A 20,192-nucleotide genomic window follows, 5' to 3' on the forward strand; every position below is an offset into this window, starting at 1 on the left:
GGTGACCGGGAAGCTCACCCGTTCACCAGATATCCCCGCGTACACAGGGCAATACTGCCTGCATGACCGACCCGGCCCCTGCGTTCTCCCGCGTCAAGATCCGCACCGGCGCTCTCGTGTTCTGCGGCGACGAGGTCGCGCTGATCCGCCGCGACCGGCCATCCGGCTCGCACTACACCCCGCCCGGCGGCAACGTGAACACCGGCGAAGACCTGCTCGACGCCCTCGGTCGCGAACTCGCCGAGGAACTCCGGCTCGACCTCGCCGACGCCACCTCACCCGAACTGTGCTGGGTCCAGGACCAGATGGTCACCCGGCCCGGCCCCACCCCACCACCCCGCAAGATCCACCTGATCTTCCGCCTCCACATCACCCCGGACGTGCGCGCACAGCTCGCCACCGTCGAGCACGAGGAACTGCCCGACGGCACCACCGAGCCGGGGATCATCGAATGGCTCAACTACAAGAAGGCCGAAGCCCTGCCGCTGTTCCCGCTCATCGGGGCCGCCCTCAGCGCCCTGGCCACCTCGCACGCTCACCCCGGCAACCCTTATCTGCCGACGATCACCGATGCGAACTACACCTGGGTCTGAAGGCACCCTGGACACAACGGCGTGCCCTACGCGTGCGCGGGCGCGCAGTACCAGAGATGCTGACGCTCCTCCCACCTCTCCTGAACTCCTAGCCATCGCGGCACGACGCCCGCTTCGCCAGCAGTGGAATGGCGGCGATCTTCTCAGGGCTCAGGCGCTCCCACGACAGACCCGTTGGCCGCTTCGGTGAGCCGCATTCAATGACTCGCTCCGGCGTGACGATGAAGTCCGCACGGAAATCATGCTCATCCTCGGGCAAGTCCTCATCGAGCACCTGCAGCTCATCGACCGTCGTCACGATGATGGTCTGGCTGCTCAGCAGACCCGCCTCTGCCAGCAATGCGATCTCGATATCGGAATAGCCGGCACCCTTACCCAGTCGGACTCCGGCCCGGTTCACGGCAACGCTGCCACACACCACGAGGTCAACTGGCCTCATCTCATCCACATCGACCCTTCGGGCTATGCGCGCCGCGACAACTCGGTCAGCGACTTCCTCGGCTGGCACGGGGAGATTGTGCGGGTCGAGGAGGTAGAACGGCGGTGTCTCCGCCAGCTTCGGCACAGCCATGTAGACGATCTTGCCTGCCTTGAGGGCGCGCACCCGCACGGGAAGCTGCGCTCGGTCAGGTACAGCCTTCACGACCTGGCCGCGCTGCCACGCTGGGAGCGTCGTCAACCGCTCGGCGGCCTCATCGGCACCGCTGAAGGCCGGGATGTAGCCGCGTCCTCCAGCCTCGGCCGCCCCGGATTGCTCAAGCAGCGCCCACACCCGCTCGCGTACCGCCCACTTCGCCCGGTCAATATCCGCCACGTCGTCCCTAACCCATAGTCATCAGACTCAAGAGCCTGTCCTGCACGTCCTGCACTACCGGTACGTCTGGCCAGGAACGCATTTCGCGACTGGCTCCGAACACGATGTTCAAGCCGCCGCCGCCCCAGTTGACCTCGATCACGTCGATGGCCTGATGCAATCGTGCGGCTGCATCATCCAGATTGCCCTGCCGAATCGCGGTCAGCGCCAGATTGCCAAGCACGATCGCCTGCGCCTTGGACCGGTCATTCAGCGTCAGCGCCGTGCCCTCAAGCAATGACTGCGCGCGCCGGTGATCCTTCAAGAACAGGTAGCACGAGCCAGCCATACGGCCGAACTGACTGGACGAGAAGAGATCGATCGCAGCATCTGTGTCGTCTACCCGGCCGAAGCAGGTATCGGCTTCAGTGAGCGCCGCTTCGCATGCTGCTCGCGCGCCGAGCATGGCATGTGCCTCCGCCAGGTGCAGCAGGGCCAGGCCGCGCAGTACCTCGCTGGCGTGCATGGTGGTCTCCGCTGTCTGCTGGGCGAGGTTGAGCGCGGTGCGCGGGTTTTGTTCGCCGTACAACACCACGATCGTCTTTCGCAGCAGGGCAAGCCCTTCAGCTACTGGGTCACAGCACTGGCGCGCGGCGCGTAGTGCCTGGTCAAGGTAGAGGTGGGCCGTCGCATGGTCACGCCGTTGGGAGGCGTCCCAGACGAGTTGGCCCATGAGAGTGGCAACTTCAGCCTCCACGGCGGACAGTTCGCGCCGTACGCGCCCGTTCGGGGCGTGCGTGCTTAGGAAGCGAATCTGGGCGAGGTACTGCCCAGCATTCGCCAGGAGCGCCGTTGATGGTTCGCAGACGTACCGGTCATCGAGTTGGTGGACCTGGTGCCGCAGGTGGGCGACAGCGACCAGGTCGAGACGGGAGGAGCGGTGCGCGGCTAGAACAAGGCGCTCCTGGTCGTCAGACGTACTGAGAGCCGCTCGCCACATGGGAGGAGACAGCGCAAGAGCCACCAGTTCGCCGCCCACCCCGAGCGCCTTATCGAGCGCGGTCGCAACCGCCAAGCTGGGTGAGCTTCGTACGTGTTCGAGATCGGAAATGTAACTCTTGCCGCAGTTGGCCAGGCGGGCAAGATCACGGATGGACATACCGGCGCTCAGGCGAAGACGTCGAAGTGCCCCGCCGAACGATTCCGTGTCCATGAGGTGCTCCTCACCGCGTTGCCGAGTGTCCGCTGCCCGCCCGGAGTTGCTCCGGACACCTAGCGGACAGTCAACCCCTAGCCCATGACTGGCGGTAATGACAACGCTACTCCTACGGGCTGCATCTACCGGCGCCCTCGCACACACGGCCCCGGCCCCCGGCGCGCGAACATCGGGGGAAGTTCCGGGTCTTGATCAGGAATCGAGGTCCTGAGCCATGCAGAAACCTAAAGCCACCCGGATCCGCTATCACGCAGATCCACCCGCTCCGCTGGATAGTTGTCACCCGAGCGCCAGCGTCGCCCCCGGCAAGGACACGGCGGAAGGTGAACAGGCATGACCGACTCCCTCCTACCGAAGCCGCCGGGCCACACCTTCGACCCGAGCACGCCGGCTCCGGCCCGTACCCACGCCGTTCTGCACGGGGCGAAAAGGGACGGGTTCGCTGCTGATCGGGAAGCCGCGAAGGTGCCGCAGCAGAACCTGACGCACAGCGCCAAGGTGTTGGACGCCATCAACTGGCACCTCGGTACGGACACGCCCGTTGTGGTCCTCATGGGCGCGGTGCTGCACTTCCTGACCGACGAGCAGGGCACCAATCTGCGGTTCGCCCTGCGATCTCGGCTCAAGTCCCATAGCAAGATCGTGGTCACACATGTGACCGGCGACGGCCTGGATGCGGACGTGGTCAAGAAGGGCCAGGCCCGGTACGAGGAACTGCACGGTATCCCGATGTACGTCCGCACTGAGCATGAGGTCATGGGCCTGGTACGGGACTTCCATGTGCCTGACCCCGGCGTTGTGCGGACGGTGGACTTCCTGCCGGAGCCGGGTGTCCGGATCCCGTTGGAGGTCCTGCCGCATTTCTACGCCGTCATGGCAGAGGCCAAGGCGTGAAGAACATGCGGGCGACCACCGAGAGCGATGCCGAAGCCGACCGCCGCGGCAGACGGTACGTGCGCGACCACCAGCAGCGGTTCCCTGACTGGCTGCTTTTCTACTCGCCCCACGACCGTGGCCTGCTCGCGTTCTACCTCGGCTCCTGCCCGTCCCCCGGAGTCTTCGTGACGGCCCCTCACCCCGATGTGCTCCTGCGGCGTATGGCCGAGGCGATCCAGCCCTTGTGGCGGCCCTCATCCGCGCCGAGCCGGCCGACGCCGCCCGGCCCTCATGACAGGAGCTGACACGGGCGACAAGACGAGACAGCGGCCGGACGCGAGGAGAACGAGGCCAGGAGCACACCCTGCCCGCCCTTCTGCCCTTCCAGCGGGCGCACAACGCCCCCCAAGCTGCGCAAAGGTCCGCCGATGATACCGAACGCGTTGTACTACGCCGCCTTCATGACACAGCGAGAGGAGACCGCGAGGCGCTGGCGACCATCGGCGGGATCAACCCCTCCTTCTGATGCTGCCCACCTTTCGGCATCAGAAAAAGCCGATCACTCCTAAAGGGCGAAAAGCGCCAGCTCGCACCAGCGGCCTGCACCCACAAGGTGAACAGGCAGAAAGAGATCACCATGCTTTCGAGCACCATGCAAGACCAGCAGCACCAGCCGCCCTTCGATCTCATCACGCACTCTCCAGACGGCGAATCGAGAGGAAAGATCTTCCGCGCCGGTGACTTCTTCCCCATGTCGCCGAGCCGCCACATTCTGTCGGCTCCCGCCACGCCGGCCACCGACGTACGGCCGTGGGGCCTGCGGTTCCTGGTCATCGCGCCCGTCACCGCGGGCAAGCACGAAGGCGGCTCACAAGAAACCTCGGAGACCAGTTCGGACGGCAACAGCGCCAACGAAGAAGTCACCAAGGATTAGCCGTGACCCACACCGTACTGATCCTCACCGACGACACCGACTCCGTGGCCGAGCGCGTCGCGGTCGAACTGATCGATCGGGAAGTACCCGTCATCACCATGGACACCAGCCAGTTCCCGTTGCTGATCTCGATCGCGGCGCACATCGAGAGCGGCAGCGATGGATGGGCCGGCGTCATCAACACCCCGCACGGGGAGGTGAACCTCGCCCAGGTGGGCGCGATCTACCACCGCAGACCGACGCAGTTCACCATGGACGAGGGGATGTCGGCCCCCGAACGAGCCTTCGCCTACTCCGAAGCGCGTTACGGCTTCGGCGGCGTACTGACCGCCCTGCGGCAGAGCGGCTGCCTGTGGGTCAACGACCCGATGGCCGCGATGCGGGCCGAGTACAAGCCCGTCCAGCTCGTCACGGCCGCGCGCATCGGGCTGAAGATCCCCAAGACCATCATCACCTCCAGCCCCGAGGAGGCGTTCGCCTGGGCGAAGGACATCGGTAAGCCCATCATCTACAAGCCGCTCGGCGGAATCTGGCATGCCGACGAGGGCAAGGTTCGCGTCGTCTACACCACTCCCATCAGCGACCTGACCGAACTGCGCGATCCCGCCCTGGGCCGTACCGCCCAGATGTTCCAGGAGCGGATCGACAAGGCGTGCGAGGCGCGGGCCGTCGTCGTCGGCAACGAAGTGCTCACGGTACGGATCGACGCCGGCAGCGAACAAGGCGAGATCGACTGGCGCAGCGACTACGACTCGCTCAGCTACGAGAGGATCGACCTGCCCCGCGCGTTCCAGGACCGCCTGGTGGAGCTGCACAAGCGGCTCAACCTCGTCTACGGCGCCGTGGACCTGATCCAGTCCGCCGATGGACAGTGGCACTTCCTGGAAACGAACCAGTCCGGAGAGTGGGGGTGGCTCAACCTGAAGACGGGTCTGCCCGTGCACAAGGCCATGGCCGACGTACTGCAGAAAGGGCCCGCATGGGCACGCTGAGCACCAGGAACGGCCGATCGGTGGAACGCCTGATCGTCCGGCTGGCCGAAGACCTGCGAGCCCGCGGTGCACTCACCGATCCTCGGTGGGAGCGGGCCTTGCATGAGGTGCCGCGGCACCTGTTCGTGCCCGACGCGGCGTGGTTCACGGCCAGCGACGCCAGAGCACCAAGGGGCCGGTTCGCCATTGGCGACGACCCCGCGGCCTGGTTGGAGGCGGTCTACTCGGACACCTCCGTGATCATCCAAACCGACGACGGGGCCGGCGACCCGACCAGCGGGACGGGCACGTTCTCCTCCTCGGTGTCGGCGCCCGGCATCGTGTTCCCCTTCCTGGAACTGCTCGATCCACGCGAGGGGGAACGCATCCTGGAAATCGGGGCCGGATCCGGCTGGACGGCGGCCCTGCTGTCGTGGGCAGCCGGGGACGGCGGCGTCACCTCGATCGAGATCGATCCGGAGGTCGGGGCCCGCGCCGTGGCCAATCTCGCCGTGACTGGATTCAGCCCGAAGGTGGTCATCGGAGACGGCGTCAAGGGCTGGCCCGAGCGGGCCCCGTACGACGGAATGCACGTCACGGCGGGCGTGACCGACATCCCCATGGCCTGGATCGAGCAGACCCGGCCAGGCGGGGTGATCGTCATGCCGTGGCACGGCAACGGCATGCTCGGCCACCGGCTACGGCTCGTCGTCGCCGACGACGCCACCGCGACCGGCCGCTTCCACGGCACAGCCGGCTACATGATGCTGCGCGAGCAGCGGTACAACACCCGCTGGTCCAGCCACCGCCACGAGGAGGCCACCGAGACGAAGACCAGGATCAACCCGCGCACCATCGCGGCGACGGACCCGGGCGCGCACCTGATGGCGGCCGCGCTCGCTCCCCGCATCGCCTGGCACGCCGTACAGGAGGACACCGGATACTCGCTGCACCTCTACGAGCTGGACGACCACGACCGCACAGGCTCCTGGGCGGCCTGCGACCACGAGCTGGGAGGCGACGAAGCCCGGGTGACGCAGTACGGCCCGCGCCGGCTGTGGGACGAGCTGTCATCCGCCTACCGCCAATGGGTGTCGCTCGGCAGCCCCAGCTCCGACAGGTTCGGGATGACAGTCGACCCGCAAGGCATCTGGCTGTGGCTCGACCACCCCGCCGGCCCGACATGGAGGGTGCCAGTCTGACGGTCAGGGCAGCTGTCGATATTCCTGGCAGCCGGGCAGACCGCAACGCCGCTACAGATCGGCGTCGCTGCCGCCTTCGAGCCGCCCGTCGTGACGACGCCGCAGTTGGTACCTCCCGTGTTGACCATCTGAAAGAGGTGATCGAGGCGAGCACCCTCAACGTTGACGCGAAGAGGGTGAACGACTACCGGGACGCTGCTGCGGCAGCGCGCTACGGTGCGTCAGTGACGCTCCGTATGGACGACCTGTCCACCGTGCCGATCGACGACGTCTTGGACACCGTGCAGCGGCGGCTCGATCGGCGGCTCGCCCTTGAGGCGGGCCGCTACAGCCGTGTCAACGGCACCGCAGGCTTCCCCACCGACGCCGGCACCTGGGTTCGGCTCGGCTGGCGGCGCCCCGGCCGACTCGACGCGCACGCATGGACCGGGTACGAGGCGTCGCAGGTGCTGGACGAGCGGATACCGCGCCCGCGTTGGATCGCCACGGCCACCTGGCCCGACCCCGTTCGTGACGCGGTGTGGCGGGCCGATGAGATGACGCTGGCGACCACACCAGTGTTGTCGCAGACGGCCGAAATCAGCGACGACCCGCAGCTACCCACCCGATGGTGGGGCGATCTGCGGACGGCGCTGGACCGTCTGGCAGCGCACGCCACTGACCGTGTCACCCTCGGGCAGGCCCATCTGACGGCCCGCATTCAGGAGGTGTACGGGCCGTTGGACACGACCATCACCGATTGGGCGGTCGCCCACGGCGACCTCGGATACGCCAACCTGTGCGGCCCAGACTTGACGATTTTGGACTGGGAGAGTTGGGGGCGAGCTCCGGTCGGGTGGGATGCGGCCGGCTTGTGGATGGCGTCGCTCCCGGTTCCCCACGTGGCCGACCGCGTTGCCGACACCTTCGCGGACGTGCTGGCGACCCGGTCGGGTCAGCTGACCCGCCTGATGCTGTGCGCGAACGTCACGCGGGCCGCGCGCCGCACCGGGCGTGACGTGCCGCGGGCGATGCGCACGGCCGCTGACACTCTCCTTCAGGAGTTGGACCCGCGCCGGTTTCGCTGAAGTGACCACCGCCTCACGAAAGAGCACCACCATGACGGCTGACCAGGCCATCACCACCCGCCCCATCCCCTCTGTCCGCAACCTGACCGTGGGCGGTGACCAATGAGTGACCGCGGCGAAGACGCCGTGGACTGGAAGGAGCCCGCGCGCCGGCTCGCTGCCGAGGTGGCCCCGCCCGCGTCCCGGTGGCGGAGCGCGGTCGAGCACACCAAGCGTCACCTGTTCGTGCCCCGCTGGTGGACGGCAACCCCTGAGGGGTGGAAGCTTCGCATCGGCGAGGACGACCCCGAGAAGTGGCAGAGGGCCGCCTACCGCGACCGGACGCTGGTCACCCGGGTCGGCGACGTGCACGCCGACCATGCTACCCCCGGCGTCTGCCTGTCGCAGGGCTCGCCCACGTCGTCGTCCACGCACCCCAGTCTGCTCGTGAAGATGTACCGGCACGCCTCCATCGACAACCGCTCCACCGTCCTGGACGTCGGCACCGGAACCGGCTACGGCACCGCCCTGCTGTGCTACCGGCTCGGCCACCACCGCGTGACCGCGATCGACGTGGACCCATACCTCACCGGCGCCGCCGAACAGCGGCTCGATGAACGCGGCTGGCGGCCCCGGCTCCTGACCGCCGACGCCACCGGCCCGATCGACTGGGAGGGGGACAGGATCGTCGCCACGGTGGCGGTCCGGCCGATCCCTGCGTCGTGGCTGGCCGCGCTGCAGCCGGGCGGCCGGCTGGTGACCACGGTCACCGGGACGAGCCTGATCATCGTCGCCGACAAACAGCCGGACGGCGGCGCAGCCGGCGTGGTCGACCACAGCCGGGCCGGGTTCATGCGCACCCGCACCGGCCCCGACTACCCAGCCCAGAACCGGACGGCACTCGAACGCGCCCGCGCCGAGGAGGGCGAGCAGGTCGAGTCCAGCCAGTACCCGGTGATGGATGTCGTCAACGCATGGGACGTGAGCTCGATGCTGGACATCATCGCCCCCGGCATCGAACACCGCTACATCACCTACGACGACACACCTGATCGGGTCGCCCTCATGGCCCACGAGGACGGGTCATGGTGCCGTGCCGAGGAGACCGGCGGCAAGGTGACGATCCACCAGGGCGGGCCACGCCGTCTCCACAGCTACCTGGACCAGGTACGCGAACACTGGCTCCAGCGCGGCGAACTGCCCATCCGCGGCGCGGCGGTGACCATCACGCCGGACGGGGTGATCACACTCAAGCGCGGGAACTGGACGGCGACCATCGTCCGGTAAAGGCCCCACACCGGCAGCCTCCCCCTGTGGGCCATTCCCCCGTGACGGCCTGCAGCGTTCCGCCCCGGCAAGAGCCCGGTCGTCCGTCCGTCCGGGGGTGCCACAGCCACGGGGTGGCGACCGTACGTCCGCCGCCCCACGGCTCTACCTCCTGCGCCGTCACCGCGAACGCGTCACCGAGCACATCCAGGAGTTGCATCACTGCCTCGACCTGGTCTCACGCAAGGTGGCGATGTACGAGGAACACCTCGCCGGCGGGCGCGGAGACCCGTTGTGGACCGGTACGTGCCTGGCCGAGGAGCAGCACCCGCCGCCCAACTCATCGGTACGAAAGTCGCGTTAGGCCCCCTCGGGCTGACCCTGGCGTCATTATCAATCTTTGCATCTTGGACGCCTGTTCGTGCATACCATGATCGATATGGGTGACGGCGAACCATCTCTGCAACTGGCGGACGTGACCACAGCATTAAACACGGCGCTCACCGCTCTGAAAGCCGTGGATCCCAGTACGGAATATCGCGTGGTCGGCACGAGCGCTGCTCTTCTACAGGGCGTCCATCTACCGGTCGGAGACATCGATCTCTTGGCGGCTCAACGCGAAAACGTGGACACCTTCGCCACCGCTCTCTCATCATTTCCCTGCCTCTATCCTGCGTCTTTGCTCCCCAAAGCCTCCCAGTACTTCGTCAATTACGACGTGGACGGGGTTGCCGTAAGTATGAGCACCGTTGAGAAGCAAGCCGACTCAGACGGAATGGAATGCGTCGGCCACGGCCCATGGCGGCACTACGTCCTAGTCACGTGTGGCTCTCACCGTGTCCCCGTGGTCCGCCTGGAACTACGGCTGGTCACAGAACTCCTGCGAGATCGCCCTGATCGCTACGAACCTCTCCTCGGCCATATGAGCGTGCACGGGTACGATGCCCAACTCTTGGAACAGGCCATGAATGCACGCCCTCTACCGACGGAACGGCAGCGACTCGTTCAGGAGCATCTCGACTATTCGTTCCCCTAAGGACTTCCCCTGCATGACCCGCTGCCGCTGCAGGCGTGATGTGTGATCAATACGGCGCACCCAGGCCGAGCCGCAAGCCGCAAGCGCCATCATCAACCACAGTGACAGCAGCCACGACATACGGTTCTGGATCGAAGCTTGTGGCGACAGAGTGTGACGGTACTCAAGGGGTCCAGGTCGATGGAGCTGGTGCTGGGCCAGGCGCTCAGGTGCGTACGGGCTGCGGTGACGGGTTGCCGGTGAGGGCGGCGGTCACGGCGCCGATCAGGTGCTCCTCGACGTCGCCGGCGCGCATGCCACGGTCGGCCGTCAGCTGCTCCCAGACGGAGACCGAGGTCATCGCCCACGCCAGGTCGGCGGCGACGTCCGCCGCCAGACCGGGCCGCAACTGCCCGGCGGCTCCCAGGCGGCGGGCGGCGGCGAGGAACCCCCCGTGGAGCTCGTCCATGCGATCTTTCCAGGCCGCGGCGGCGTCGGGGTCGTCGCGGCGGCAGGCCAGCAGCACCGAGGCCACCGGATGGATCGTCGCCGCGTAGCGCAGCCAGACGCGCAGGAAGGCCTCGAACGCCTCAAGGGGTTCCTCCCCGGTCAGCGCCTTCTCGCAGCGCGTGCGGATCCCGTCCTGCTCGTCCATGTCCCGTACGACGGCCACGAGCAGGCTGGCCCGGGAGCCGAAGTGGAGGTAGAGCGCCTGCCGGGAGATTCCTGCCGCGCGGGCCACGTCGGCCATCGAGACGCGTGGGCCCTGCTCGATGATGAGCCGCCGGGCGGTTTCCAGGATGCGGGATCGCGTGCTTGACACGTGTCAAGCGTAGTTCTAGCTTGACACGTGTCAAGCACCAGGGCTCCCGAGGAGGCACCCGATGGACACCACCCACCCGGCGGCCGTCGCCGCGCTCACCGCGATGAGCGCGGTCAGTGCCGGTGACCGGGAAGCTTGGCTCGCCTGCTACGCGCCGGACGCCGTGCTCCATGACCCGGTCGGCGGCTCCCCGCTGGATCCCCACGGCGCCGGTCTGCGGGGGAGGGCCGCCCTCGAACGGTTCTGGGAGCTCGCCGTCGCCCCCAACGAGGTGCGTTTCGAGGTCGCCGCGGTGCACCCCGCCGGCGACGAGGCCGCGGTCGTCGCCTCGGTCTCCATCCGCTTCCCCACCGGCGCCTCCGCTCGCTACGACGGCGTCTTCGTCTACCGGATCGAGGACGAGCGGATCTCCTCGTTGCACGCCTACTGGGACGTGGGCCGCGTCCTGTCCTCGCTCGGCGCCTGACCGGCGGCGACCACATCGCGGAGTCGGCCAGACCGCGTCTCACTCATCCAGTGCGATCTTGACAGGTGCGACGGCGCCCTTGACGCCACCCGATCTTGGCGTCAATCAGATAATCTGATTCTATGAAGGTGATGACTGCCACGGAAGCGTCGCGGAGTTTCGCGGCGGTGCTCGACGAGGCCGAGCGGGGCGAAACCATCGTGGTTACTCGGGGCGGGAAGCAGATCGCCGTGATCGCGCCTGCTCCCACCGCGCCAGGCCGCATGGTCAAGGCATTCCTGACCAGAAGCGCGGAGAAGGTGGACGCTGACTTCGCGGCCGATGTCGCCGCGGCCAGGGAAGTGGCCGATGACGAGATGAGGACCACGTGGCCCGACGCCTGATCCTGGATACCGGTGTGCTCATCGCCGCGGAACGCGGCAAGGCGGCAGTGAACGACGTGATCGCAGACGCCGACGATGTGGCCATCGCCGCGATCACGGTCGCGGAGTTGCTCATGGGAGTGGAGATGGCGGACGACGCCCGTCGTCCGGATCGGCAGGCCTTCGTCGATGAGGCGCTCGCGTTGATCCCGGTCGAGGAATACACCACCGATGTCGCCAGAGTCCATGCGCGTCTGATGGCGCATGCCCGGAAAGAAGGCAGGAAGCGGAGGGCGTACGACCTGCTGATCGCCGCGACGGCGGCGGCGACGGCGAGAACCATCGTCACGATGGACGCCTCGGCCGGATTCTATGGCCTTCCCGGCGTGCGCGCCGAAGTGGTGCCTTACTGATCAGGTGTTACTACCGCACCCCGGCCGCCCGAGGCTCCGACGGCTCCCGCGAAATCTCGCCGCACCACTTGACCCGGGGTGGGCCTACGAGGTCGGCTTCCAGTCCTGGACGAGGAGTCCGAGCAGCACCTGGTCCAGGAACTCGCCCATGACCCAGGTCGAGGAGCGCAGCACGCCCTCGCGGACGAAGCCGTTGCGTTCGGCGGACCGCAACATCCCGACATTGTCCGCCAGCGTCTCGATCTGCAGCCGCTGAAGGCCGCGTACGACGAAACCGTAGTGACACAGCACCGCGACCACGTCGGTGCCGTAGCCCTTGCCGCGCGCCGAGGGCAGCAGCCCCAGCCCGACGTGCGCGGACCGGTTGTGGTTGTCGATGCCCCACAGCGTCGCGGTGCCGATCAGCGTGCCGCCGTCCAACTCCACGACCGAGAACGGGACGAGCCCCTGCTCCGTGTCGTCCACCACGAGCCGCGGATCCTTCGACCCGGGCGTGATCGGCCGCCACGGCCGGCCCTCGGCCCGTGAACCGGTGACCACGTCGTCGTAGAGCTCGGCCAGCAGAACCGGGATGTCGTCCTCGTGCCGGGCCCTGAGCCCGACCGTGTTGCCTTTTAGCACGCAAGCTTCCTATCCGACCGACCCGTCAGCTGGCAAGCCAAGCCTGTCCCGAACGGTGCTCTTCACCACCGCGCCCCATCCGGTGGCGGTGGTGGCGTTCCTGATCCTGATGGGCGGCGCACTCGGGCCGGTGTTCATGACCACGCAGAACGCGATGCTGCACTGCGCGCCGGGCCGCACTGACCTCGCCTTCGCGGCGAACTCCGGCGCCTACAACGCCGGCATCGCGGCGGGCGCCGCCCTTGGGGGGCTGGTCCTGCCACTGGCCGATGTACGGGGCACCTTCCTCGCAGGCGGACTGCTGACCGTCGGGTCCTGCGCGGTTCTGCTCGTCGGCCGGCTGGTATGAGGACGCCGTCGTACATAACTCCCAGCACGCCAATGAGAAATGGATTGGCGGGAGCACGGCGAGCCAGGCGGCCCGCCATGCCTCATCCGACTGTTGCTGGCCGAAGTGTTGGCCGCTTGAATTCTGCGGGGTCAGCGGTGCTTTCCGCCGCGGGTGCCGTTCTTCTCGGGCCTTAGGGCTTCCTTGCCCTAAATGGCCGCGACGCTGGCCGCCAGTCGTGGGGTTGGCAGATCGGCAGGGGAACGCCAGGCGAAGGCGGTCACCTCGTCCAACTGGATGGAGATCTGGCTGTCCTTGACCCAGAAGGCATACCGGAAGTCGGCGTGCAGATGTTCCGGCTCGTCTTTGGCTGGGTTGACGGGGATCTCGTGGACGTCGATGTCTACGGGGATGACATCGTGCGTGGGTGGGGAGACGGCGTGTTGCCATGGGATGCCTGTCTCTTCCTCCAGCTCCCGCAGGGCTGCGCCGTACAGGCTGCGGTCCTCGGGTTCGACATGCCCGCCTGGGAGCAGCCAGCGCTCCAGCGCCCGGTGGTGGATCATGAGAACCTGTCCGGTGGCGTCGATGGCGGCGGCACTACAGGTGACGTGCAGCGGGAAGGTTTTCCGCGAGGCCAGGTCCTGAGCTGAGCCGAGCGCTGCCGTCAAGCGAGCAACGTCGGGGGTGCGGTCAGGGTACGTGGCGAGGTAGCGCTCCAGGACGACGCTGATCTCCTGGCGGGTTACGGTCATGACCCCTCATGGAAGTACGTCAGCCAGGTCCCCGCAATCGACTGCCGGACTTCTCGCGGAACTTCCCACATGCCCGGATCGTGGCTCGCACTGGCCAGAAGGGCGAGCCCGGCGAGGATTTCCGCCTGTACCAGCAGGATGAATGACCCGACCGACGCACCGTGAAGGAAGTTCACGGCATTGCCGTCGGCCAGGACGTAGAAGTAGTGACCGGTCCGGGCGTAGCGGGTGACGTGCGGTTCTATCTGGGTTCGCGCGTGAAGACCGTTGAGTGCTGACAGTTCCAGTTCGTCGTCGCTGCTGGTTACGGACGCGATGTAGGCGCCGTTGGCGACGCGGGCGAAGTCGTCTTCCCGCAGGGCGAAATTGCCGGTGGCGCAGACCACGATTCCGGCCCCGGCCAGCGCTTCTGCCAGTGTGGCGGCGGTTCGATAGCCCTGGGACAGGGCTTGCACGCGACGCACGGGGTCGATGTCGTAGACGGTGACGCCCACGTGTTTGGCGTGCAGCATGGCGGCGATGCTGCGGCCCAGCTTCCCGTATCCGATGACGCAGGCAGGACGGCCGTTGAGGATGTCGTCGCGACTGCGGACGAGGGCTTCGGTGGAGAAGACCACGGATTGGCCGACCAGATAGTCTTCGGGGTCCTTCAACGGGGAGCGGGCGACGCTGAAGACGGGACAGGGCAGTTTGTCGAGGTCGGCGTAACGCTGGTGCCCGTTCTCGGTGTCTTCCACCACGCCGATGAGCCGGCCGGTGAAATGAGTGTGCAGATGCTGCAACGTCGGGGCGAAGTAGCCGCCGACATCGAGCAGGACCAGGTCTCTTCCGGGGGCGCGGGACTCGACGTAGGCCAGGGCCGATTCGGGGTCGGCGAACAGCCCGCGGTTGAGGGCGTCCACTTGCAGGCTGACGCGGACCTCACGAAGTGCGGCCTCGTTGACGGACCGCGGCTTGGGCAGGACGGCCGCGATGTTGGAGAGGCGGGCCACCCCTTCCAGAAATGCCGGTCGTTCGGCGAGCAGGTGCGTGATGGCCAGGCTTGAGGGCCGGTCGATGACGGGGATGGCGTCAGCGACCCGGCGGAAGAACGCGGTGACGCGCCCTCGCTCGAAGTCCTCTAGCACAGTGCCTCCTCTGGAATAGGTAGCTACCTAATCTGGAGTGTCCACTGGACGGACCTAACCTTCAATAGATAGTGATGTAATGGCCCCTACGCAAAGGAGGAGAAATGGCGCGCTGGCATGAAGTTGCTCAAGCCCTGCGCGAGGCCGTCACCGCAGGCACCTATCCGCCCGGCACCAAGATCCCGACTGAGGACCAGCTAGAGGAGCAATTCGCCTGTAGCCGGACCACCATTCGCCGTGCGGTCGCTCAGCTCACTGCCGAGGGTCTTGTGCTCCCGGTTCGCAGGGGCGGCACCACTGTCCGGGAGCATCCCGAGCGGCAGCCCTTCGCCCTTGACACGCACGTGTACCGCGACGAGCTTGGTTACTACTTCAGCCGCACCGTGCAAGATCTACGCCCCGTGCAACCTCCCACAGTGGGTCAAGGGCCGTGTCCGCCCGATGTCGTTGCTCTGCTGGGGCTGCAGACCGGCGAGCTCGTGATCATCCGCGATCGGGTGATGGGAGAACCTGAGACCGGCCGTGTCGTCCAATTGGCCACTTCCTACCTGCCTGCCGACCTGGCCGCCGGGACCGTGCTGGCCGAGGCCGACACCGGTTCTGGTGGCATTTACGACCGCATGGAAGGTGAACTCGGCTGGGGTCCGCTCGACTGGCATGGCGTGATCGCAGCCAGGGCCGCGAGCGCTGACGAAGCGCGGCTGCTCCGGCTGGGGCCGGGAGTGCCGGTGCTCACTGTCACGCGTACCGCCATCGCCACCGCTGGTAGCGCTGAGGGGCGGGTCGTCGAAGTGAACGTCACCCGCCGGGACGCGAGCCGCTTCGAGGTTCGCTACCCGATCAGGCGCGACGTCTGACCTGTGCGGATGCGAACCGTACGGTGATGGACAGGCCGCCTTCGGGGCGTGCGGCGGCGGTGAGGGTGGCGTGGTGGGCTTGCGTGACGGCCTGGACGATGGCGAGGCCGAGGCCGTAACCGTCGCGGTGGCCGTCGCGGTGGCCGTCGCGGTGGCCGTGGCGGTCGGGCGTCAGTTTCTGGAAGGGCTGGAAGAGGCGCTGGATCTGGTCGTCGGGGATGAGTGGGCCGCTGTTGGTGACTGTGAGGGTCGCCTGCGTGCCGGTGGTCTGGGTGGTGACCTCGGCCTGCCCGGGTGGGTGGTTGTGGCGGAGGGCGTTGTCGATGAGGTTGGCGACGAGGCTTTCGAGTAGTTTCGGGTCTCCGGTCGTGACCGCGGGCGTCAGGTGCTCGGTTAGGTCGATGCCGGTTTCCGCTGCTTGGTTACGGCGGGAGGTGAGGACATCGTTGGCGACGCGGGCGAGGTCGAGGGGGTCCCGGCGGGTGATGCCGCGTTCGCTGGTGGCCAGGGCGAGCAGTGCCTGGACGAGTCGTTCCTGATGCCCGCCGAGCGTGAGGGCCTCCTGGCAGACCGAGCGGAGGGTGTCCGCGTCGGCGTCGGGGTCGGCGAGGGCTACCTCTAGCAGGGTACGCAGGCCGGCGATCGGGGTGCGCAGTTCATGGGAGGCGTTGGCGACGAAGTGGCGCTGGGCGTCGAAGGAGGCTTGCAGGCGGGCGAACAGGTCGTCGAGGGTGTGGCCGAGTTCGGTCAGCTCGTCCGTGGGGTTGCCGAGGCCCAGGCGCTGGTGGAGGTTTCCGGCGGAGATGGTCTGTGCGGTGGCGTTGATGGTGCGCAGGGGGTGCAGGAAACGGCCGGCGACGTACCAGCCGAGAGCCAGGGCGATGGGGATCAGGATGGCCAGGGCGATGGCGGATCCGGTGAGGAGTTGGTGGAGGCTGATCCCGGGTCCGGGGCCGGGGTCGGTTGCGGTGATCGTGCTGGCGGCGGGGCGGTCCGCGGGGATGGTCGCCTGGATGCTGGCGAGCGGGAGGTCGACGAAGACGACCACGAAGACTCCGGCGGCGTAGATGCCCGCCGCGTAGGCGAGTGCGAGCCGCGCCCGCAGGGACCTTCTGGTGGGTTGCCGGGAGGTCATGATGGCCCGATGCGGTAGCCGGCTTCGCGGATGGTCTCGATCACCGGTGGGTCGCCGAGTTTGGCCCGTAGGCGGTGCATCGTGTGCTTGACGGCGCTGCTGAAGGGGTCGGCGGCCTCGTCCCAGACCCGTTCAAGCAGTTCCTCGGCGGAGATGACCAGGCCGGGCACGGCGAGCAGGCATTCGAGCAGGGCGAACTCCCTGGGACTCAGCTCAAGGCGCCGACCGGCCCGGGAGGCGATCCGGCGGGCCGGATCGAGAGTGATGTCCCCGCAGGTCAGGGTGGGCGGCAGCGGCGGGGAGGCGCGGCGGGCCAGGGCGCGGACGCGGGCGACCAGTTCGGCGAACGCGAACGGCTTGGGCAGGTAGTCGTCGGCGCCGAGGCTGAGCCCGTCCACGCGGTCCTCGATGGTGCCGGAGGCGGTGAGCATCAGGACGCGGGTCTCGCGGCGGTCGTGCGCGAGTCGCCGGCAGATCTCGTCCCCGTGGACGCCGGGCAGGTCACGGTCGAGGAGCACCACGTCGTAGCGGGTGGCAGCGAGGCGGTCGAGGGCGGCGGTGCCGTCCAGTACGACGTCCACGGCCATGCCCTCGCGGCGCAGCCCGGTTCCGATGGAGCGGGCGAGGACCTCGAAGTCCTCGACGACGAGGACTCTCACCGCCACTCACCACCGGTCGTCGTGCGGGCGGGACGATGGTCCGACCGGCCGCCGGGTCGAGGTGCCATGCCGGCAACAATGCCAGATCCCAGGTTCCAGCCAGGTCGCAGCGGCTGCGACCGTGCCGGAACCGAGGGTCGCGTACAACCGTCGGCATGAGTCCATCAACGGCTTACAGATCCGGCCGGCGGGCCGGTTTCTTACAGGCGCTGCGCGCGGAGTGGGCGACGTTCCGTGCCGCGCGGGGCCGAACGGTCGCCATGGCGGCCTCCGTGCTGGTCACCGTGTCGCTCGGCTTGCTGGTCGCCGGAGGCGCCCGCAGCACCTGCGTGACCGGGGAGGGCGAGGGCCCCTGCCCCGCGCCTCTGGTGGGTCCCGATGGTACGGCGGTGAGCGACAGGTACTACTTCGTACATCAGCCGCTCAAGGGGAACGGCAGCATCACCGCCCGCGTGTCGGACATAACCGGGCAAATGCGGCTGCCGGACGTCGTGCCCGGGGCGCGCAACGTCCAGGAGGGGGTGGTGCCGTGGGCGAAGGCCGGGCTTCTGGTCAGGCAGAGCCTCGCGCAGGGGACACCGTACGCCGCCGTCATGCTCACCGGAGATCACGGTGTGCGGATGCAGCACAACTTCACCCACGACGTGGCCGGTGGCCCGCACAACGGCCCGCAGTGGCTGCGGCTGACTAGGTCGGGCGACACCATCACCGGCTACGAGTCGGACGACGGCAAGACGTGGACCGAGGTCGGCACGGTCGGGCTGGCCGGGCTGCCGCAGACGGTCGAGATCGGGCTGTTCGCCGCCTCGCCAGGCTCCTTGTGGCAGATGGCGAAGGCATTCGCCCAGGTCACCGCCACTTTCGACCAGATCACGCTGCAAGGCGCGAACGGTTCGTGGCGGCGTGACGACGTCGGCGTCAAGATGGAGTCCGACGGCAGGACACCGCATCATCCGGGCGGGGTCGTCGAGTCTGACGGCAAGCTCATCGTGACCGGGGCCGGGGACATCGGGCCCGCCACGGTGGAGGGCGGTCTGCGCGCCGACCTCATGCTGATCGGCGGGGCTCTGGGGCTGATCCCGGTGCTCGTGGCGGGGGTCCTGTTCCACACCTCGGAACGCCGGCACGGGCCGACCGGGACCAATCCGCCGGACGAGCCGCGGTCACCGGCGGCCAAGGCCGTGGTGGTCGGGGCGGTGGCGTTCGTGGCGGGGCTGGTGGCCTCCGGGGTCGTGGTGCCCGTCGGCCTGGCGATCCTGCGGGCCAACCAGAACCCGATCCAGCCGATCACCTGGGCTACCGAGCTGCGGGTGATCGTTGGCTACGCGGCGCTGACCGGGGCCGCCGCCGTGCTTGCCCTGGGTCTCGCCGCGCTCGTCAAGCGGGCCGTCATCGCCATCGGGCTGGCCATCGCGCTGGTCGTCGTGCCCCACCTGCTGGCGATGGCGGGCCTGGCGCCGTGGCTGCTGACGATCACTCCCGCCGCCGGGTTCGCGATCACGCAGAGCGTCCCCACGTTCGCGCATGTGGACGTGATCCCGTCGCTGCTCGGAGGCTACTACCCGCTCCCGCCATGGGCAGGTTTGGCCGTGACCTGCGGATATGCCGCCCTCGCCCTCGCGGCGGCGACGGCCGTACACCGCAGGAAGGAGCAGTTGACCCGCCCGACCAGTCGTCAGGGAGCGCGTTCGTGATCACGGACCGGCCGGAAGCGGCCCGCCAGGAACAGCAGGGCGATCAACGCGGCTTTGAGAATCCAGCTGATCCAGCCTCCGAGGGACTCCACCGCGAAGGCGTCATAGGGCCGGTCGGCGTCGGACAGCCAGATGGCCAGCACGGGGCCGGGGAAGCCGGAGATGACGCCGTGGCCCAGTACGGCGGGCCAGATCGTGCGGGTGCGTAGTCGTAGCCAGCAGAGCAGGGCGCCGTGCAGGGTGCAGTCGATCAGGTACGCGGTCACCCAGATCAGCGGGTCGCGGTCGGCGACGAAGGCGGCCGGCAGGTGCCAGATGCCCCAGACGAATCCGCTGATGGCGACCATTGGCAGCAGGCCCAGCGATTGCAGGCGGGGTTCCAGGTAGCCGCGCCAGCCCCATTCCTCGCCGAACATCAGCGGCAGGCCGGGGAGGAACATCAGGAGCGCGGCCAGCAGTGCCGTTCCGGCCACCGGGACGGTCGGGCCGAGTCCCAGACTCTCGCGCATGCCTGACAGGTTGGCCAGGTCGAAGTGGTAAAGGCCCAGCGGGGCGGCCACTAACAGCGTCAGCAGGCTGAGTGCGGGGAACAGCACCAGCGCCAGCAGGCAGTAGCCCAGCAGCCGGCCGTGTGGGCGTAGTGGTGCCAGGCCGGTGGCCAGGGGGATGCTTGGAGGACGGTGCAGCCAGCGGGTCACGACCAGCACGCCGAGGGCTGGTGCCAGCATCGAGCCGGCCGCCACTGCCAGCGCGTTCGGGCCGGCGTCGGTGCCTGCCAGCCCGGGGCCGGGGTCGAGCCAGCCGAAGACGAGTGGTGCCTTCAGCAGCCAGGAGACGCCGAAGGCGATCGCAAGGAAGATCATGACCTCTCGCCATGGCACGCGCGGCGGGACGGCTGGATCCGGCGGTTCGGAGCTGCCGGCGGTCGGGTCGGGGGGTGCGGGGTGAACACGGGGTCGGTCCATTGGACAGGGCCACCTTCCTGTGACGGTGAAGTGCTGGGCGGGACGCTACGGCCGCCTGGTGAGGGGTGGACAGCG

At 68.0% G+C, this 20,192-nt stretch carries 25 protein-coding genes; 16 read left to right on the forward strand and 9 right to left on the reverse strand.

Annotated features, from left to right (window positions below; translation table 11 throughout):
* Positions 1-62 precede the first annotated feature (62 nt).
* The gene (locus AB0I81_RS54560; protein WP_360676508.1) at positions 63-593 is read left to right on the forward strand and encodes an NUDIX domain-containing protein; all 531 of its coding nucleotides are present in this window, start codon (positions 63-65) and stop codon (positions 591-593) included.
* Between the two features lie 88 nt (positions 594-681).
* On the opposite strand, the gene AB0I81_RS54565 is transcribed toward AB0I81_RS54560, so the two are convergent.
* Positions 682-1,407 carry a 5-formyltetrahydrofolate cyclo-ligase gene (locus AB0I81_RS54565; RefSeq protein ID WP_360676511.1) on the reverse strand — a complete coding sequence of 242 codons (726 nt, stop codon included), beginning with the start codon at positions 1,405-1,407 and terminating at the stop codon, positions 682-684.
* A 7-nt stretch (positions 1,408-1,414) separates the two neighbouring features.
* On the reverse strand, positions 1,415-2,599 hold the full coding sequence (locus tag AB0I81_RS54570) for a helix-turn-helix transcriptional regulator (protein ID WP_360676514.1): 1,185 nt from the start codon (positions 2,597-2,599) through the stop codon (positions 1,415-1,417).
* Between the two features lie 336 nt (positions 2,600-2,935).
* Here AB0I81_RS54570 and AB0I81_RS54575 point away from each other — a divergent pair, with 336 nt between their 5' ends.
* The 9 genes from AB0I81_RS54575 to AB0I81_RS54615 all read left to right on the forward strand — a co-directional run bounded on the left by AB0I81_RS54575 (position 2,936) and on the right by AB0I81_RS54615 (position 9,933).
* On the forward strand, positions 2,936-3,496 hold the full coding sequence (locus tag AB0I81_RS54575; RefSeq protein WP_360676517.1) for an SAM-dependent methyltransferase: 561 nt from the start codon (positions 2,936-2,938) through the stop codon (positions 3,494-3,496).
* Positions 3,497-3,501: 5 nt separating this feature from the next.
* Entirely contained in the window at positions 3,502-3,783 is a 282-nt protein-coding gene (locus tag AB0I81_RS54580; RefSeq protein WP_360676520.1) for a hypothetical protein, read from the forward strand.
* Between the two features lie 332 nt (positions 3,784-4,115).
* Positions 4,116-4,412, forward strand: coding sequence for a hypothetical protein (locus AB0I81_RS54585; RefSeq protein WP_360676523.1), 297 nt, complete (start codon positions 4,116-4,118; stop codon positions 4,410-4,412).
* Positions 4,413-4,414: 2 nt separating this feature from the next.
* On the forward strand, positions 4,415-5,404 hold the full coding sequence (locus AB0I81_RS54590; RefSeq protein ID WP_360676526.1) for an MvdC/MvdD family ATP grasp protein: 990 nt from the start codon (positions 4,415-4,417) through the stop codon (positions 5,402-5,404).
* Positions 5,392-6,585, forward strand: coding sequence for a protein-L-isoaspartate(D-aspartate) O-methyltransferase (locus AB0I81_RS54595; protein WP_360676529.1), 1,194 nt, complete (start codon positions 5,392-5,394; stop codon positions 6,583-6,585). Before AB0I81_RS54590 ends, AB0I81_RS54595 begins: the two co-directional genes overlap by 13 nt.
* 137 nt (positions 6,586-6,722) lie before the next feature.
* Positions 6,723-7,652: an aminoglycoside phosphotransferase gene (locus AB0I81_RS54600; RefSeq protein WP_360676531.1), complete on the forward strand. Its 930-nt coding sequence runs from the start codon at positions 6,723-6,725 to the stop codon at positions 7,650-7,652.
* A gap of 102 nt (positions 7,653-7,754) precedes the next feature.
* Positions 7,755-8,918, forward strand: coding sequence for a methyltransferase domain-containing protein (locus tag AB0I81_RS54605; protein ID WP_360676534.1), 1,164 nt, complete (start codon positions 7,755-7,757; stop codon positions 8,916-8,918).
* Between the two features lie 97 nt (positions 8,919-9,015).
* Positions 9,016-9,261 (forward strand): hypothetical protein, encoded by a 246-nt coding sequence (locus tag AB0I81_RS54610; RefSeq protein ID WP_360676537.1) that lies wholly within the window; start codon positions 9,016-9,018, stop codon positions 9,259-9,261.
* Between the two features lie 75 nt (positions 9,262-9,336).
* Positions 9,337-9,933, forward strand: a complete 597-nt coding sequence (locus AB0I81_RS54615; RefSeq protein ID WP_360676540.1) for a hypothetical protein — start codon at positions 9,337-9,339, stop codon at positions 9,931-9,933.
* Between the two features lie 205 nt (positions 9,934-10,138).
* Here the strand turns inward: AB0I81_RS54615 and AB0I81_RS54620 are convergent, their stop codons facing one another.
* Complete coding sequence (locus AB0I81_RS54620) at positions 10,139-10,735, reverse strand: helix-turn-helix domain-containing protein (RefSeq protein ID WP_360676543.1); 597 nt, start codon at positions 10,733-10,735, stop codon at positions 10,139-10,141.
* 61 nt (positions 10,736-10,796) lie between these two features.
* On the opposite strand from AB0I81_RS54620, the gene AB0I81_RS54625 reads away from it, so the two are divergent.
* The 3 genes from AB0I81_RS54625 (at position 10,797) to AB0I81_RS54635 (ending at position 11,976) form a co-directional block, all read left to right on the forward strand.
* The gene (locus tag AB0I81_RS54625) at positions 10,797-11,201 is read left to right on the forward strand and encodes a nuclear transport factor 2 family protein (protein WP_360676546.1); all 405 of its coding nucleotides are present in this window, start codon (positions 10,797-10,799) and stop codon (positions 11,199-11,201) included.
* A gap of 122 nt (positions 11,202-11,323) precedes the next feature.
* Positions 11,324-11,584 carry a type II toxin-antitoxin system prevent-host-death family antitoxin gene (locus tag AB0I81_RS54630; RefSeq protein ID WP_360676549.1) on the forward strand — a complete coding sequence of 87 codons (261 nt, stop codon included), beginning with the start codon at positions 11,324-11,326 and terminating at the stop codon, positions 11,582-11,584.
* Positions 11,569-11,976 (forward strand): PIN domain-containing protein, encoded by a 408-nt coding sequence (locus AB0I81_RS54635; RefSeq protein WP_360676552.1) that lies wholly within the window; start codon positions 11,569-11,571, stop codon positions 11,974-11,976. The genes AB0I81_RS54630 and AB0I81_RS54635 overlap by 16 nt, the downstream gene beginning before the upstream one ends.
* 84 nt (positions 11,977-12,060) lie before the next feature.
* On the opposite strand, the gene AB0I81_RS54640 is transcribed toward AB0I81_RS54635, so the two are convergent.
* Positions 12,061-12,597, reverse strand: coding sequence for a GNAT family protein (locus tag AB0I81_RS54640; protein WP_360676554.1), 537 nt, complete (start codon positions 12,595-12,597; stop codon positions 12,061-12,063).
* Positions 12,598-12,652: 55 nt separating this feature from the next.
* Between AB0I81_RS54640 and AB0I81_RS54645 the strand changes: the two genes are divergently transcribed.
* Complete coding sequence (locus AB0I81_RS54645) at positions 12,653-12,946, forward strand: hypothetical protein (protein WP_360676557.1); 294 nt, start codon at positions 12,653-12,655, stop codon at positions 12,944-12,946.
* A gap of 188 nt (positions 12,947-13,134) precedes the next feature.
* Here AB0I81_RS54645 and AB0I81_RS54650 read toward each other — a convergent pair whose 3' ends face one another.
* Together AB0I81_RS54650 and AB0I81_RS54655 are read right to left on the reverse strand one after the other, a co-directional pair.
* Positions 13,135-13,680: an NUDIX domain-containing protein gene (locus tag AB0I81_RS54650; RefSeq protein WP_360676560.1), complete on the reverse strand. Its 546-nt coding sequence runs from the start codon at positions 13,678-13,680 to the stop codon at positions 13,135-13,137.
* The gene (locus AB0I81_RS54655) at positions 13,677-14,807 is read right to left on the reverse strand and encodes an adenosylhomocysteinase (protein WP_360676563.1); all 1,131 of its coding nucleotides are present in this window, start codon (positions 14,805-14,807) and stop codon (positions 13,677-13,679) included. Before AB0I81_RS54655 ends, AB0I81_RS54650 begins: the two co-directional genes overlap by 4 nt.
* Positions 14,808-14,911: 104 nt before the next feature.
* On the opposite strand from AB0I81_RS54655, the gene AB0I81_RS54660 reads away from it, so the two are divergent.
* Positions 14,912-15,664, forward strand: a complete 753-nt coding sequence (locus AB0I81_RS54660) for a GntR family transcriptional regulator (RefSeq protein WP_360676566.1) — start codon at positions 14,912-14,914, stop codon at positions 15,662-15,664.
* Here the strand turns inward: AB0I81_RS54660 and AB0I81_RS54665 are convergent.
* Positions 15,648-16,799 carry a HAMP domain-containing sensor histidine kinase gene (locus AB0I81_RS54665; RefSeq protein WP_360676569.1) on the reverse strand — a complete coding sequence of 384 codons (1,152 nt, stop codon included), beginning with the start codon at positions 16,797-16,799 and terminating at the stop codon, positions 15,648-15,650. The genes AB0I81_RS54660 and AB0I81_RS54665 overlap by 17 nt on opposite strands.
* On the reverse strand, positions 16,796-17,458 hold the full coding sequence (locus tag AB0I81_RS54670) for a response regulator transcription factor (protein ID WP_360676572.1): 663 nt from the start codon (positions 17,456-17,458) through the stop codon (positions 16,796-16,798). Before AB0I81_RS54670 ends, AB0I81_RS54665 begins: the two co-directional genes overlap by 4 nt.
* 155 nt (positions 17,459-17,613) lie before the next feature.
* On the opposite strand from AB0I81_RS54670, the gene AB0I81_RS54675 reads away from it, so the two are divergent.
* Positions 17,614-19,152 (forward strand): hypothetical protein, encoded by a 1,539-nt coding sequence (locus tag AB0I81_RS54675; protein WP_360676575.1) that lies wholly within the window; start codon positions 17,614-17,616, stop codon positions 19,150-19,152.
* On the opposite strand, the gene AB0I81_RS54680 is transcribed toward AB0I81_RS54675, so the two are convergent.
* Complete coding sequence (locus AB0I81_RS54680; protein WP_360676577.1) at positions 19,134-20,015, reverse strand: CPBP family intramembrane glutamic endopeptidase; 882 nt, start codon at positions 20,013-20,015, stop codon at positions 19,134-19,136. The genes AB0I81_RS54675 and AB0I81_RS54680 overlap by 19 nt on opposite strands.
* Positions 20,016-20,192 lie beyond the last annotated feature (177 nt).

The sequence above is a fragment of the Nonomuraea sp. NPDC050404 genome (genome assembly GCF_040655495.1).
Classification (GTDB): Bacteria; Actinomycetota; Actinomycetes; order Streptosporangiales; family Streptosporangiaceae; genus Nonomuraea.

What these genes read in the sequence shown, in the direction of transcription:
- AB0I81_RS54560 (WP_360676508.1), top strand. Translation starts at nt 63, where the DNA reads ATGACCGACCCGGCCCCTGCGTTCTCCCGCGTCAAGATCCGCACCGGC.
- AB0I81_RS54570 (WP_360676514.1), bottom strand. Translation starts at nt 2,599, where the DNA reads ATGGACACGGAATCGTTCGGCGGGGCACTTCGACGTCTTCGCCTGAGC.
- AB0I81_RS54575 (WP_360676517.1), top strand. Translation starts at nt 2,936, where the DNA reads ATGACCGACTCCCTCCTACCGAAGCCGCCGGGCCACACCTTCGACCCG.
- AB0I81_RS54580 (WP_360676520.1), top strand. Translation starts at nt 3,502, where the DNA reads ATGCGGGCGACCACCGAGAGCGATGCCGAAGCCGACCGCCGCGGCAGA.
- AB0I81_RS54585 (WP_360676523.1), top strand. Translation starts at nt 4,116, where the DNA reads ATGCTTTCGAGCACCATGCAAGACCAGCAGCACCAGCCGCCCTTCGAT.
- AB0I81_RS54595 (WP_360676529.1), top strand. Translation starts at nt 5,392, where the DNA reads ATGGGCACGCTGAGCACCAGGAACGGCCGATCGGTGGAACGCCTGATC.
- AB0I81_RS54605 (WP_360676534.1), top strand. Translation starts at nt 7,755, where the DNA reads ATGAGTGACCGCGGCGAAGACGCCGTGGACTGGAAGGAGCCCGCGCGC.
- AB0I81_RS54615 (WP_360676540.1), top strand. Translation starts at nt 9,337, where the DNA reads ATGGGTGACGGCGAACCATCTCTGCAACTGGCGGACGTGACCACAGCA.
- AB0I81_RS54625 (WP_360676546.1), top strand. Translation starts at nt 10,797, where the DNA reads ATGGACACCACCCACCCGGCGGCCGTCGCCGCGCTCACCGCGATGAGC.
- AB0I81_RS54630 (WP_360676549.1), top strand. Translation starts at nt 11,324, where the DNA reads ATGAAGGTGATGACTGCCACGGAAGCGTCGCGGAGTTTCGCGGCGGTG.
- AB0I81_RS54650 (WP_360676560.1), bottom strand. Translation starts at nt 13,680, where the DNA reads ATGACCGTAACCCGCCAGGAGATCAGCGTCGTCCTGGAGCGCTACCTC.
- AB0I81_RS54660 (WP_360676566.1), top strand. Translation starts at nt 14,912, where the DNA reads ATGGCGCGCTGGCATGAAGTTGCTCAAGCCCTGCGCGAGGCCGTCACC.
- AB0I81_RS54665 (WP_360676569.1), bottom strand. Translation starts at nt 16,799, where the DNA reads ATGACCTCCCGGCAACCCACCAGAAGGTCCCTGCGGGCGCGGCTCGCA.
- AB0I81_RS54675 (WP_360676575.1), top strand. Translation starts at nt 17,614, where the DNA reads ATGAGTCCATCAACGGCTTACAGATCCGGCCGGCGGGCCGGTTTCTTA.
- AB0I81_RS54680 (WP_360676577.1), bottom strand. Translation starts at nt 20,015, where the DNA reads ATGATCTTCCTTGCGATCGCCTTCGGCGTCTCCTGGCTGCTGAAGGCA.